Source organism: Spiroplasma turonicum (assembly GCF_001262715.1).
GTDB lineage: Bacteria > Bacillota_I > Bacilli_A > Mycoplasmatales > Mycoplasmataceae > Spiroplasma_A > Spiroplasma_A turonicum.
Genome location: NZ_CP012328.1, coordinates 108,697 through 124,253 on the forward strand (window position 1 = coordinate 108,697; position 15,557 = coordinate 124,253).

At 26.2% G+C, this 15,557-nt stretch carries 11 protein-coding genes; all 11 read left to right on the forward strand.

Annotation, left to right across the window (positions count from 1 at the left end; translation table 4 throughout):
* Positions 1–8 precede the first annotated feature (8 nt).
* The 11 genes from STURON_RS00515 (at position 9) to ligA (ending at position 15,556) form a co-directional block, all read left to right on the forward strand.
* Positions 9–770, forward strand: a complete 762-nt coding sequence (locus STURON_RS00515) for an ABC transporter ATP-binding protein (RefSeq protein ID WP_075047957.1) — start codon at positions 9–11, stop codon at positions 768–770.
* Positions 757–2,652 (forward strand): hypothetical protein, encoded by a 1,896-nt coding sequence (locus STURON_RS00520; RefSeq protein WP_075047958.1) that lies wholly within the window; start codon positions 757–759, stop codon positions 2,650–2,652. Before STURON_RS00515 ends, STURON_RS00520 begins: the two co-directional genes overlap by 14 nt.
* Before the next feature lie 100 nt (positions 2,653–2,752).
* Positions 2,753–4,471, forward strand: coding sequence for a phosphoenolpyruvate--protein phosphotransferase (gene ptsP / locus STURON_RS00525; protein WP_075047959.1), 1,719 nt, complete (start codon positions 2,753–2,755; stop codon positions 4,469–4,471).
* Between the two features lie 63 nt (positions 4,472–4,534).
* A complete protein-coding gene (locus STURON_RS00530; protein ID WP_075047960.1) occupies positions 4,535–5,011 on the forward strand; it encodes a PTS sugar transporter subunit IIA in 477 nt (158 codons plus the stop codon).
* Between the two features lie 43 nt (positions 5,012–5,054).
* Positions 5,055–6,590: a glutamine-hydrolyzing GMP synthase gene (guaA, locus tag STURON_RS00535; RefSeq protein WP_075048898.1), complete on the forward strand. Its 1,536-nt coding sequence runs from the start codon at positions 5,055–5,057 to the stop codon at positions 6,588–6,590.
* Between the two features lie 17 nt (positions 6,591–6,607).
* A complete protein-coding gene (guaB, locus tag STURON_RS00540; RefSeq protein WP_075047961.1) occupies positions 6,608–8,077 on the forward strand; it encodes an IMP dehydrogenase in 1,470 nt (489 codons plus the stop codon).
* Positions 8,078–8,090: 13 nt separating this feature from the next.
* A complete protein-coding gene (locus STURON_RS00545) occupies positions 8,091–9,059 on the forward strand; it encodes a CPBP family intramembrane glutamic endopeptidase (RefSeq protein WP_075047962.1) in 969 nt (322 codons plus the stop codon).
* The gene (locus STURON_RS00550) at positions 9,060–9,959 is read left to right on the forward strand and encodes a pseudouridine synthase (protein WP_075047963.1); all 900 of its coding nucleotides are present in this window, start codon (positions 9,060–9,062) and stop codon (positions 9,957–9,959) included. It begins immediately after the preceding gene.
* A gap of 30 nt (positions 9,960–9,989) precedes the next feature.
* On the forward strand, positions 9,990–11,894 hold the full coding sequence (locus tag STURON_RS00555; protein ID WP_075047964.1) for a hypothetical protein: 1,905 nt from the start codon (positions 9,990–9,992) through the stop codon (positions 11,892–11,894).
* Positions 11,895–11,934: 40 nt separating this feature from the next.
* The gene (locus tag STURON_RS00560) at positions 11,935–13,557 is read left to right on the forward strand and encodes a hypothetical protein (RefSeq protein ID WP_075047965.1); all 1,623 of its coding nucleotides are present in this window, start codon (positions 11,935–11,937) and stop codon (positions 13,555–13,557) included.
* Between the two features lie 7 nt (positions 13,558–13,564).
* Positions 13,565–15,556, forward strand: a complete 1,992-nt coding sequence (ligA, locus tag STURON_RS00565) for an NAD-dependent DNA ligase LigA (protein ID WP_075048899.1) — start codon at positions 13,565–13,567, stop codon at positions 15,554–15,556.
* Position 15,557 lies beyond the last annotated feature (1 nt).

Sequence of the window (15,557 nt, forward strand, 5' to 3'; positions counted from 1 at the left end):
GTATATATATGATTGAACTTAAAAACATTACTAGAGAAGTCGGTGGATTCTTACTAAATAAGGTTAGTTTTAAAATAAAAAAAGGTTCAGTTGTTGCATTTGTTGGCGATAATGGTGCCGGAAAGACAACAACTATTAAAGCTATGTTTGGCGAACTTAATTTGGATAGTGGTTCGATAACAATTGATGGTGAAGATATTTTTAAAAATAATAATCTCAGAAAAGTTGCATTTTTCCCTGATTCAAATAATGTTCCAATGGAATTGTCTTTGAGAGATTATGTTAATTATTTGTGTTCAGTTAATGGAATGAGTAAAAAAGAAATTAAAAATAATTCAAAAGAAGTTTTTAAAATGTTGGGTTTAGAAAAGTTTGTAAATAAAAGATTGGGCCAATTGAGTGCGGGATGGAAAAAACGTGCTATAATGGCAAGTATTTTGGTTAGAACCCCAGATTACATAATACTTGATGAACCCACAGCAAATGTTGATGTAGAAGCTAAACTATCATTTATGAATATATTACATGAGTTAAGAAATATAGGAGTTACAATTTTAATTACTAGTCATATCCTAGAAGAATTACAAGAAATGGCAAATTATTTAGTTTTAATAAATGAAGGCCAAATTGTTTATGAAAGTGATTTTGATAACAAGAAAGAAAGCATTGCAGATATATATAAAAAATTTAGACTAAATAAAGTTGATAAAGAAAAAATTCTTAAAGAACTTTATCAAAATGAAGGAGCAAGTACTAATGAGTTCAAATAATGGATTAGAAAATAAGGAAATTAAAATTCCTAAAAAAAATAAAAATAGAACTAAATCAAAAATTAGAACTTTATTCTTAATAAATTTAAAGAGAGTTTATTTTAATAAAGGTATAATTGCAATGGCTTGTGTTTTTTTGATTTTATCATTTATATTTGCACTCTCATTACCGACTACTGTCGATAGTTCGTTTTTTATTGGTTTTACAATTCAGTTTTTTTTATTAGTTTTCTTTTATATTGTTTTTATAACTCTGTTAATTAATGACTTGTTCAAAAGACAAATGATTGATGGAGTTCAAATTATAGAAATTCGATCTGGAATTAAAATTCATAATTCTTATATGATGAGATATTTATTATATTTAACAGTTTCATTTGTAATATCTACATTAAATCTTATTATAAATATAATATTCAAATCAGGTGTGATGTTTTCAAATAATGAAGTTTCGAAATTAATATGGAGTACAATATTGTTCTTTTTCTTATTTACAATTATATGAGCCCCAATTATTATCTCTATTAATGTCTCAGTAAGTGTAGCTGGATCAATTGTTCTAAATTTATTCTTAGGAACAATTCTAATTTTTTCACAATTTATATCAGTAATAGCTTTTCAAATAGCAGTAAACAACAATTTTAATGATGTGAAATTATCATCATTAACTGCTTGAACTGCAAAAACAGATATTTCTTATTCAATGTATGAAAATTTTAAAAATGATGGTTCAATATCTAAATGATATGAGGATGAATATTTTATTGATACTATAAATAAAAACCTAGAAAATATTTATTCAAAAGTTGAAAATGACGAACAAAATCAAAATTATAAATTCTCCTTTAATAATTGAAGTGAGCTTCATAATATTCAAAATAATAAGTTTTCTTCAAATAGTCAAAACATAAGTGCTGAAACTGCTTTGGGAGAATCTTTAATTGGATTTAGAACAAATTATGCAATTAAAATAGATAACGAAGGAAAACCAATACATATTCTAGATAATACAAAGCTATTTATCTTATTTGATAAAATGTTTAATTTATTAAATGATAATTTTATTAGTAACGAATCAAGAGCACCTTATAATAACGCTGATAAAAAAACGTTTTTATCTGAAGAAAATGATATAACTAGTTATATTGATATATCAAATTTAATAGACTGATTTATAAATCAAAATGAACTTAGGGAGTATAAAGAACTTTTGATTTGAGCAAATAAAGAATATAACAAATATGCTACATCATTTGCAGCAGCTTCTAGTTCTAATTACTACTCATCAGAAATATACTACTTCCTACAAACTTATTCAAAAAATTATTTACTATCTAATTGAAAAAAGAATATACCATATGATACAAATGATACAAAATTAATAAATTATAATAATAATGTTGATAAAGTTTATAATAGATACCCTGAATTAATATTAATAAATTGATTTATAATTAGTAATTATATAAATGGTATAAAAGCAGATATTACTACTCAAGAAAACACAACTTTTAAATCTTATTTAAATAAACTGGATAATAAAGCTATTAGCTCAACTTCTATGGTTTTATATAATCCGTTTAGTCATTTCTGAAATTTATATTTCAACTCATTTACTGAAGCAATACCAAATGATTTATTTAACTCTTCATTAAATGATGTTTGACAAGGTCCAAGAAGTTCAATAAAAAACTTCAGCGAATTAGAAAAATATAATTCAAAAAGTAGAATTGATGATAAATTATACCCTATTTATAAAGAGTATAAACCAAATTATACATTAACATTTAGCATTACTGGAGCTTATGCATTTTACATATTATTTTCTATTTTAATAACTTTTATATCATTTTTAATATTTAGAAAGGTATCAAGAATCTAAAAACCATAAGTGGTTTTTTTTATTTATTATTTTTAGGAGTTAATTAATCACCTTATTTTTTATGTATAATATATATTGAATATTAGGAGGTAACAACAATATGAGCAATAAATACAGTGGTATTGGAGCAAGCAATGGTATTGCTCTTGCTAAAGTATATATATTAAAAGAAGAACCAATTGTAATTAATGATTCTCCTGTTAAAGATATTGATTCAGAAATTAATATTATTAATGAATCAATAGTAAAAGCAAAGAAAGATTTATTCGATTTAAAAAATATAGCACTTGAAAAACTTGGTGAAGAAAAGGCTGCTATATTTGAAGCTCATGCTTCAATATTAGAAGACCCAGAAATGGCAAATGAATTTGTTAGTTTAATTAAGGAAAAGAATTGTTCAGCTTCTAAGTCAATTAGTCAAGTTGCAGAAAAGTATATCGCATTATTTAAAGGTATGGAAGATGCTTATTTTCAAGAGAGAGCAGCAGATATTAAAGATGTAACTGAAAGACTTTTGAGATACGTTCTTAATTTACCAGTACTTGATTTAGCAACTATAAGTGAAGAAGTAATAATTGTTGCTGAAGATCTAACACCATCACAAACTGCTCAACTTAATCCATTATTTGTAAAAGGTTTTGCATGTAATGTTGGTGGTAGAACTAGTCACGCAGCAATTATGGCAAGAAGTCTTGAAATTCCTGCAGTATTAGGTCTTAAAAATATATTAACAAATGTTAAATTAAATGACCTTATTGCTATAAATGGTTCAAATGGTGAAGTCGAAGTTAATCCTAAGGATAAAAAAGTTTGAGAAGATTTAGCAAATAAATTTAAACAAGAACAAGAAGAATTAAAAAAAATGAAAGAACAACCAACAATAACAAAAGATGGCTATGATAAGTTTATTCTTGAAGCAAATATAGGTAGCCCTAAAGATGTTGCCTCTGTCTTAGACAATGGTGGAGAAGGTATTGGTTTATTTAGAAGTGAATTCTTATATATGGATAATGATCACTTCCCAACCGAAGAAGAACAATTCCAAGCTTATAAAGAAGTTGTAGAAAAAATGAATGGCAAACTTGTTGTCATAAGAACATTAGACATAGGTGGGGATAAAAAATTATCTTACTTTAAGTTCCCTGAAGAAATGAATCCTTTTTTAGGATATAGAGCAATAAGATTTACACTAGATAGAAAAGATATTTTCAAGGATCAAATACGTGCTTTATTAAGAGCAAGTGCTTATGGACACATTGGAATAATGTTTCCAATGATAGCAACTGTTGATGAGTTTTTAGCTGCTAAAAATTTCACTTTAGATTGTAAAAAAGAATTAGAAAAAGAAGGCCACAAAGTAGGTTCAGACTTAGAAATTGGTATGATGGTAGAAATACCTGCAGCAGCAGTTAATGCCGAGAACTTTGCTAAATATGCTGATTTCTTCTCAATTGGAACTAATGACTTAATTCAATATACAATGGCAGCTGATAGAATGAGTGAAAATGTATCATATTTGTACCAACCTTTTAACCCTTCTATTTTAAAACTTTTAAAAATGACAATTGATGGAGGGCATAAACATAATCGATGAGTAGGGATGTGTGGTGAAATGGCTGGAGAACCTGATGCAATACCATTATTAATGGGTTTAGGTTTAGATGCTTATTCAATGTCTGCAACAAGTATTTTAAAAGCAAGAAGCATAATGTCAAAACTAACTTTGAATGAAACACAAAGTCTAGCTAAAAAGGCATTAGAATGTGAAAACACATCACAAGTTTTAGAATTAGTTAATCAATTAATGCAAAATAAATAATAATTTTTAATTCTTTATTTTTGAATTAATATTATAAAATAATATTAGAAAGAAGGTACCTTAATGGGTTTATTTACAAAAAACAAAAGTTTAGAAGTTTTTTCACCTGTAGATGGAGAAGTAATTAGCATATCTGATGTTGAAGATGAAGTTTTTTCAGAAAAAATGTTAGGTGATGGTTTAGCTATTATTCCAAGTAACGGAAGTTTTTATGCTCCAATCGAAGGAAAACTTGTTACAGTTTTTCCAAGTGGACATGCTTATGGTATTTTAGCAAAAAATGGAGTAGAAATATTACTTCATATTGGTATAGATACTGTATCACTTGATGGTGAAGGTTTTGACATTAAAGTAAAACAAAATGATAGTGTTCAAGTAGGGGATTTACTTGCAATAGTAGATATTGAAAATGTATCTAAGAAAGTACCTTCTATACAGACACCATTAATATTTACAACTGAATCAATGGATGGCAAAAAAATTGAAATCTTAAAAACAGGTAAAGTCAATAAAGGTGACTTAATAGCAGTTGTTAAATAAAACAATAAACTTAAGTTTATTGTTTTTTTGTGAAAGGAAATTTATGAGTAACACACAAATTATAATTTTAGACTATGGTAGTCAATATACTCAACTTCTTGCAAGAAGAATTAGAGATTTAAATGTATATACAGAAGTAGTTGATCATAATATAAAAGCTACAGATATTCAAAAATACAAAAACATCAAAGGAATAATTCTTTCTGGTGGACCTTCAAGTGTTTATGAATTTGAGTCATATGATATTGATGTTGATATATTTAAACTAGGTATACCAATCCTAGGAGTGTGTTATGGTATGCAATTAATTGCTAAAAAATTTGGCGGTGTTGTTGAATTAGCTAATAATCAAGAGTTTGGTAAGTCAACTTTAGTTATTGAAAATACTGAATGTGTATTATTTAAAGACTTAAAAGAAAGTCAGGTTTGAATGAGTCATGCAGATCATATTGTAAAAATGCCTGAAAATTTTACAATTGTAGGAAAATCTGAAAACTCAATCGCTGCAATTGAAAACAAAAATCTAAAAATATATGGTATTCAATTTCATGCTGAGGTTACACATTCATTATGTGGTGAGACAATAATTTCAAACTTCTTATTTAATGTTTGTGATTGTCAAAAAGATTGAACAATGACAAAGTTTATAAGCAGCTCTTTAACTGAAATTAAGTCTATTATAAAAGATGAAAAAGTAATATTAGGTCTTAGTGGTGGAGTAGATTCATCAGTATGTGCTGCATTACTATCAAAGTCAATTGGGAAAAATTTAACTTGTATTTTTGTGGACACTGGTTTATTAAGAAAAGATGAAGCAAAAAAAGTAATGCAAAACTACTCTAAATTTGAAATGAATATTAAATTAGTAGATGCAAGTAGTATATTTTTTGAAGCACTTAAAGGTGTTAAAGACCCTGAACAAAAAAGAAAAATCATTGGAAGCAAATTTATAGAAATTTTTAATGAAGAATCTATAAAATTAGAAGGGGTTAAGTTCTTGGCACAAGGTACCATATATCCAGATGTAATTGAATCATCATCTGATGGTCATACTTCAAAAACAATTAAGTCTCATCATAATGTGGGAGGATTACCTAAAGAAATTAATTTTAAGTTAATAGAACCAATAAGAACTTTATTCAAAGACGAAGTAAGAAGAGTAGGTAGAGAACTTGGTTTAGAAGATTCTATACTGAATAGACATCCATTTCCTGGTCCTGGATTAGGAATAAGAATTATTGGAGAAGTTTCAAAAGAAAAAGCTGATATTCTTAGAGAAGTTGACGATATTTTTATAGAAAAATTAATAGAAAAAAAATTATATAATAAAGTTAGTCAAGCCTTTGCAACAATTTTACCTGTTAAAACAGTTGGTGTAATGGGAGACAATAGAACATATGAATATCTAGTTGCTTTAAGATCAGTCAATACAATTGATTTTATGACTGCATCTGCAAGTGAGTTACCTTGGGAATTTTTAAATGAAGTAACAAATGAAATTATTAATAAAGTAAAAGGTGTTAATCGTGTTGTTTATGATATTACATCAAAACCACCAGGAACAATTGAGTGGGAATAAAAAATTGAGGAGTTAAAATGAGTTTAGAAAATTTAAACGGAAAAATAATAAGTGAAGGAATTACATTTGATGATGTATTAATAGTACCAAACTATTCAGAGGTTCTACCAAGTGAAGTTAACACAACTACAAAATTAACTAAAGATATAGAATTAAACATTCCTCTTATTAGTGCTGCTATGGATACAGTTACAGAATCTAAGTTAGCAATTGAGATGGCTAGAGCAGGTGGTATTGGTATAATACATAAAAATCTTTCTATTGAAGATCAAGCTATGGAAGTTCAAAAAGTAAAAAGAAATGTTTCTGGTTTTGTAACAGATCCAATAACAATTAAATCAGAAACAAAAGTTTCTAAAGCAAATGAATTAATGGGTATGTATAAAATATCAGGATTACCAGTTGTAGATGAAAATAATAAACTTATTGGTATTGTAACCAATAGAGATTTAAAATACTTCTATGACTATGAAGAATCTGTAAGCAAAATTATGACAACAAAAAATCTTATTACAGGTAATCCTCAAACATCTTTAGATGAAGCAAAAAATATAATGATTAAAAACAAAATTGAAAAGTTACCTATTGTAGATAATGATTACAAGATAGTTGGATTAATAACTACAAAAGACATAGATAAAGCAATAGATTATCCAAATGCTTGCAAAGATAAAAAAGGTAGACTTAGAGTTGGTGCTGCTATTGGAGTTTCTGTAGACGTATTTGAAAGAGCAGAAGCATTAGTTAATGCACAAGTTGATGTATTGGTGATAGATTCTGCTCATGGAAATAGTAAAGGCATAATTGAAGTTGTAAAAAGATTAAGATCAACATACCCAAAATTAAATCTTATTGCTGGTAATATCTGTACTGCAGATGCTGCTAAAAATTTATATGAAGCAGGTGCAAATGCTGTAAAGGTTGGAGTGGGACCAGGAAGTATATGTACAACAAGAGTTGTCACTGGAGTTGGTGTTCCCCAAATAACTGCGATTAATAATATTTATAATTATGCAAAAGACAAAGATTTAACTGTAATTGCAGATGGTGGAATGAAATACTCAGGTGATATTGTAAAAGCATTAGTGGCAGGTGCAAATTGCGTTATGCTAGGTAGTATTTTCGCCGGGACTACCGAATCTCCTGGAGAAGAAATAATTCTAAATGGTAAAAAATATAAAAGTTATGTTGGAATGGGATCAATCGCTGCAATGAAAAGAGGAAGTAGCGATAGATACTTTCAGAAAGGTGCAAAAAAATTAGTTCCGGAAGGAATTGAAGGGCGAGTTGCATTTAAAGGTAAGGTTCGTGACGTTATTTTTCAATTAATTGGTGGTTTAAAAAGTGGAATGGGTTATGCAGGTGCAAAAACTATTGAAAACTTAATCAATGATACAAAGTTTGTAAAGGTGTCTTCAGCAAGTTTAGTCGAATCTCATCCCCATGATGTAGAAATAGCAAAAGAAGCTCCAAATTACAATAAGTAATAAGGTGGTAATTATGAAATCTTTTTCTAAATACAGAGAAGAAAAATTTGGCTTAGAAGAAAGCTATAAATTTGATTTCAACAGTTTAAATTATAAAATTGATGGAATAATATTTATAACTACTTCTTTTATAATTCCATTTGTTTTCTCATTGTTTTTTAGAATCTTTTTTAATTTAAAGTCTAATATTACAGCACAAGAAATCTTTTTTTATGTTAATATGGCTTCAAATTTATTTGGACTAGTAATTTTTATTTTGAGAAATCCAAGAAAAATCTTAACAAATAGTTACTCATTATTTTATTTTTTTATTATTTTACCAAGTTTAATATATATTGTAATTGGTTCTATTACTAATCCATTAATTTCTGACTATGAGAATAAAGAATCTATCGGAAAAATAATTCAAGGCATAACACAAATTATTTCTGAAATTATTATTATAATATTAGCATTTTGTTTAGACAAAAAAATTGTAAAACGCATTTTTAATACATTCAAAAAATCGTATGTTCCTCTTATATTTTGGGTTGTCATAGGATTATTAACATTAATTATTATATCAACCGCCTTCTTTTCGATTCTTATTGAAAATAATCTATTAAAGTTTCCGCAATCTGATAATCAAGATAGTTTAATAAAAATGTTAGATCAAAACCAACCAAATTCAATAAGAATTACATATATAATTCTTCTAGTATTACTAACCATAATTGTCGCTCCAATCTGCGAAGAGCTTTGTATGAGAGAATCCTACTTTAGTAATTGTTCAAATGAATATATAGGACTTATTTTTAGTGCTTTAACATTTGGATTTATTCATTATGGTAACACAGGTGACTTTGAACACTTTATGTCATATACAATGGCAGGTATAATACTCGCTTCTATATTTTGATTTTCTAAGGGTAATATAACATATAGCTGATTAGTTCACTTATTAAATAATTTATTTGCTTTAATCTTGGTTTTTGTTCTTTAAATGGCAAAGTTTAATGCAAACATTAATGATGCTAATCAAACTTTATTAAAGTTTGTAAAAAAAGTTTATAAGAATACAAACCTTAGCATTATTTATAAATGATTTAGAAAAGGCAAGATTAAAGTAAATGACAAGAAAATCAAAGATTTGAAATACATAGTTAAAGAAAATGATATTATAGATATTTATGACAAGGATAAACCAATTCAAAGAGATTCTTTCATACCAATTGATTACAGCTCTTTAAATGTACTATATGAAGATGAAAATGTTTTAATCGTTGATAAAGATCAAAATATAGAAATACATTCACCTGTTAATATATGCTTAGATATGTTAGTCAAGTCATACTTATTTTCAAAAAATAATTATATACCAGATAATGAAAATAGTTATGTAGTCAGTCATGTTCATAGAATAGATAAACTCACAAGAGGCATTGTTATATATGCAAAAAATAAGATGGCACACACTCAATTAATCGAATCAATAAATGATAAAAGTAAGATTAAAAAATTATATCTTGTTAAAACTAACACTTCTAATATACCTACTGGTTTATTAAGTGGTTTTCTAACATATGACAACTTTAATAAAAGATCATTTTTTTCAGAAACAAACATTAATCCTAACAAATACAAAAAGGTTCAACAAATCAATCAGTTAATTAATAATGAAGAGTTTATTTATGAAGTACAAATTTTAACAGGAAGAAAACATCAAATAAGAGCAATATTTTCTTTTTATAATAGTCCAATTTTCAATGACCTAAGATATGGTGCTAGAAAACAAAAAGAAGACTTTTTTGGTTTAATAGCTTATAAAGTTGAGTTTAATAACCTACAAGGAAATTTAAAGAACCTAAACGGACTTATAATTGAGTCTAATTTTACTTTTTAATGATAAAATAAAATTTAAATGGGGGGCAAAATGTTATCTACAAGACAAGGTATTATAAGTGCATTCATTGGGACAACAATTTCTCTCTTTAATGCAATTATACAATTTTTAACAATGTATTGAATATTGCAAAAGTTTGGAGCTGAATTTAACGGGTTCGTTAGATTAGTAAGTTCTTTTTCTGCATTAATATCAACATCAGAAAGTGCTTTAGGAATTGCAGCCACAATCCTTTTAATAAAACCAATAGTTAGAAATGACTGAATTTCAGCAAATGAAATTTATTCGACTACTAAAAAAAGTTTTAGAAGAGCTGCCATGACAGATATGATTTTAGTTATATCTTTGTGTATTGTGTACCCATTTTATGCTGGAGTTTCTGCAAGTGGAACACTTTTTGAACCAAACAGTTGAAAAGACTTGGGTATTAACTTAGTTGATGGCACTAAAGCAACTTATTGAGAATTAGCAATTATTGCTTTCTTATTTGGATTTAAGAATTTTATAACATGTTATTTCTTTAGTGTATATGAAACTATTATTGCTGCTGATAACAAAAACTCTGTTAGAAGAATTATAATTCTTTTTATTGATGTTTTAACAAACGGAATATTCTTTTATTTACTTTCAATTGGCGGAATAAAACCATTTATTACTTTCTTACCTATTCTTTTGTATGCTCCCATAAAAGGATTATTAATTTATTTTTACTCTAGAAAAAAATATTTGTGACTTAAATTTTATAATGATTTTAATAGTTTTAAATTAGTATCGACCAAGAAAAAAATATCATTTTCAACACTTGGCACCACAATTTTAATTAACACAGATATTATAATTGCATCAATCATTTTAGGTTTGCAAGTTTCATCTGCTCTTTCATTATATTTAGTAGTTGCTGTTAATACTAGATTGATAATGACAAATTTCATAATATCTTTTAGAGAATTTTTCGTTGTATTAGTAACAAAAAGAGGAAGGATTAATTGAGAAAGCTATATTAAGTATGAGTTATATACATATTTAATTGCCGGTTTTACTTTTATAAATATGTCGATTCTTTCACCATATTTTGTTAGCTCACTTTATGGTAATCTTGTAGAAAACTCATTAAAAACATCTGTAAACATGATGGCAAATTTAAAAGCTCTAAATTTTATGTTTTATTCACCATACTTTTCTTTGATATATGGCGCTATTACTTCATTAATAATTATGGCAGATGCTCAAATGACTTTAATACAAGCAAAAGGAAGATACTCTGAAGTTTCTAGGTTCCAAAATATACTAGGATTAACATACATTTTAGTTGTACCATTAATAACATTTATTCTAATTTCTACAAAGGCTGGAGGATTAAATTATTTAGTTTCTGGAATTTTAGCTATGTATATATTAAAACTTATTTTCTCAGTAATTAGATATAGTTATTTATGAATCTATGTTTATAAATATGTTACATATAATTCAAGAAGAGAAAAAATATTAAGTAATTTCCTGGTTTTAGTTTTACCATGCGTACTCATGACCATTTTTAATCTTTTAATTTTAAATAATAAATTTAGTATTTATGAAAACACTGGTTATTATTCTTCATCACTAAACATATTGGGATTATTTTTTGGTAGCATAGTAGTCTCAATTATTGTATTAATACTTTTTGCTTATATTTTTAATCCAATTGTAATGAATGGAATTTTTAAAAACCTTCCACTTATTAATCGCATTCTTTCAGCTAAAGTTAGAGCAGAAAGAAAAAAAAGACTTGATGAATATGGTGTAAAAGTAGAAGATATTGTCGATAATAGTAGTAGAATATCACAGGTAATGCTTGATGTTCAAGAGAATGTTACAATAAATGATTTAGCACTTGTTGATGAAAACCTAGAGGACGATGCTAAAACTCAAAACATTTATATCATAAAAGGAAAATAAAATTAGCAATAGTAAATGTTATAATTTATTTGGTGGATATATGGATACAAAAATCTTAGCGGCATGTCTTGGCTTGTTAATCTTATTTATTTTTATGTTTTATGCTTCCGGGTTAATATTCGCGGAGTTTTTTAAATTAAAAATAAAAAATAACTTTTCTGCAATTGCAGTAGGATTTTTTTCTTATTTTACTTATATATCAATCCTTACGTTCCCTCTTCAATTGATATCAATTTTGCCTTATGTTTTTTTTATTTATTTCATTCTTGCAATTAATATCTTATACTTATTATTTTGTTTTATTTTTGTTAGATTTTGATTCGATACAAGTTTTATAAAGATCGAATTGTTATTTTTTATATTAATAGCTGCTTGCTTTGTTGGTTTTAATTATTTTTTATATAACAACCCCGGAGATAAAAATTTTTTAAGACATAAAAGTACATTGTCAATTTTATATTGATTACGTGATAATCCTGTTTCATTTTTTAGTAATTCAACGTTATTTAATTTTCTTGAGTTTAAGGCTTTTCAAGGCTGGGTCTCATTTCAGTTATCTTTAATAATGATGACTAATATAAATACTTATGAGTATGAATTATTATTAAAACCATTTTTATTTATATTAGATGGATTTTTATATACAGCAATCGTTTTTACATTGATAGATTCTTTCACTAATGTTGAGAAAAAATATTTTAAAATTTTTAGTATTATAATAAGTGTTTTAATATCAATTGGTGCAAAATATACTGCTTATTATGTAGATTATGATTTTTGAAATGGAGAAGTAATTTTTGCTTATTTGATAATATATTCGACAGTACTATTGATAAGATACACAAGTTTTAATATTAGAGAAAGGTTTCTTCCTTTATTTATAGGATTAATTTTAGGGGGTTATACTTCATTTTCTTGAAGTAATTCTTATCATGTTCTCTTTTTACTTTATGCTTTCATATTTATTATTCAAAATAGTTATCCTAGAAATTTTACAAAGGATATCCTCAAATTGTCTATATTTCCGATTATAAATATTGCATTTTATAATCTTGTATCTAATTTATATTTACAATTTGCAATATTTGCAATATTGGTTTTATTTTTACTCATTCTTGCATCAATTATGACTAAAAAATATAGTATAACTAAAAAGTTTGAACTATTTGTAGAAGAAAAAACTATATTTACAATATTAATTATGCCAATATTATTTTTAACTTTCTCTACAGCTTTAATATTAAGCGTTAACAAAGGTTTTATGTCACAAGAAGATAATTATTTAAATTTCCTATATGTATGAACATCATTTATAGCAAATTATGAAATAAGATATTGAATAACCATAATTTTATCTTTAGGTACAATAGTTGGAGGGTTTGCTTGAGTTATATTTAGAAAAAATTATAAATTTAATCAAGTTGTAAACATAATAGATCTTCTTTTAATTTGTTACATTACATTTTACAACCCAATAGTTGTTAAGTTTTTAAACGTTATTTATCCAAAAGTTACTGCTTTAAAGGGTATTGTAATGTTGTGTTTATTTTTAGTTTTAATCTATTCTATACCAAACTATTTATTAAACAAACTAGACAACAAAGTTCGTAAAGGTGATAAAGTTATTGTTATTAAAAAATATAAAAGATTTTACATTCAATAGGAGATATATGGAAGATATTAAAAAACAAATAGAAGAAATAAAATTAACTTTAGAAACTTGAGAGCATGCATATTATGTTTTGGACAAGCCTATTGTTGATGATTTAGTTTATGATAATAAATTAAAAGAGTTAAAAACATTAGAAGAAAAATATCCAGAATATATTACATCTGATTCACCAACTCAAAGAGTAGGCGGTCAAGTTTCTGAAAAGTTTGAAAAATATAATCATAAATATCCAATGCTAAGTTTAGATAATGCCTTTAATCAAGATGACTTGTATGACTTCGATAAATCTATAAAAAAACAATTAGAAAAAGATAATTTTTCATATTTTGTAGAGCCTAAGATTGATGGATTATCAATTTCTTTGATATATGAAAAAGGTAAATTTTCTAAAGCTGTTACTAGGGGTAATGGTTTACAAGGTGAAGATGTAACATTTAATGTTAAAACTATAAGAAGTGTCCCATTAAGAATAAATGATACATCTGATTACTTCGAAGTCAGAGGAGAAGTTTTCTTATCAAAAAAAGAATTTGAGAGAATTAACGAAGAAAGAAAACTAAGTAATGAGGATTTATTTGCAAACCCAAGAAACGCAGCTGCTGGAACTATAAGACAACTGAACCCAACAATTGTGGCATCAAGAAGATTAGATGTTTTTTTATATTATTATTTAAATAGAGATAAATATACAAAACATAGTGAATCATTAAGCTACATTTCTTCATTAGGTTTTAAAGTTAATGATTTAGGTAAACACTGTAAATCAATTGAAGATGTAATTGAACATATTAATTATATTGAAAACCAAAGATATAATTTACAATATGAAATTGATGGTGCTGTAGTTAAGGTGGATGAATTTAAATTTTATGATAAAATTGGTTATACATCAAAGTTTCCTAAATGAGCCACAGCATATAAATACCCCGCAGAAATTAAAGTTACAAAACTTCTAAACATTTTTGCATCAGTAGGTAGAACTGGTAAAATCACATATAATGCAATACTAAGCCCTGTATCCTTGGCAGGGACAACTGTACAAGCAGCTACACTACATAATGCTGAATATATATTTAATAAGAAAATAAAAGTTGGTTCAAATGTAAAGGTAAAAAAAGCTGGGGATATAATACCTGAAGTTCTAGAAGTAATTGAAGATGAACTATACAATACATTAGAAACATACAAAAAAATAGAGTATTGCCCAGCATGTGATTCTAAGTTAGAAATATTTAATGATGAAGTAGATCAATACTGTATAAATTTTAATTGTGAACGAAAAATTATAAAAAGTCTAGAGCATTTTGTATCAAGAGGTGCTATGAATATAGATGGAATGAGCATTAAAATAATTGAAAAGCTTTATGCAAATAAAATTATAAAAAACGTTATTGATATTTATAATTTTAAAAAACATAAGTCAAAAATATTAGAATTGGATAATATGGGTGAGAAATCTTTTAATAATTTATTAGAAGCAATTGAAAAAAGTAAAACTAATGACGCCGATAAATTATTATTTGGTTTAGGGATTAGATATGTAGGAAGTAAGACAGCCAAATTACTATTAGAGAGATTTAAAGATGTAAAAAATTTATTAAATGCTACTAAAGAAGAAATAGAATCTATTTATGAAGTGGGACCAAAAGTTGCTCAATCAATAATTGATTGAAGTAGTATTCAAGAAAATGTTGATCTAATAAATGAATTACAAATAGTTGGTGTGAATATAAATTTCAGTAAAAATCAAAGTAATGATAATGTTAACATCTCAAAAAAATCTTTTGTTATTACTGGAACATTAAGTAAACCAAGACCTTATTTTGTTGATTTAATTGAATCATTTGGTGGTAAAGTAATAAGTGCAATAAGTAAAAAAACTGATTATCTTTTAGCTGGTGAAGAAGCTGGTAGTAAATTAGAGAAAGCAAAATCATTACAAGTTAATATAATTTCAGAGGAAGATTTTTTTAAAATGCTAGAGGGGTAAA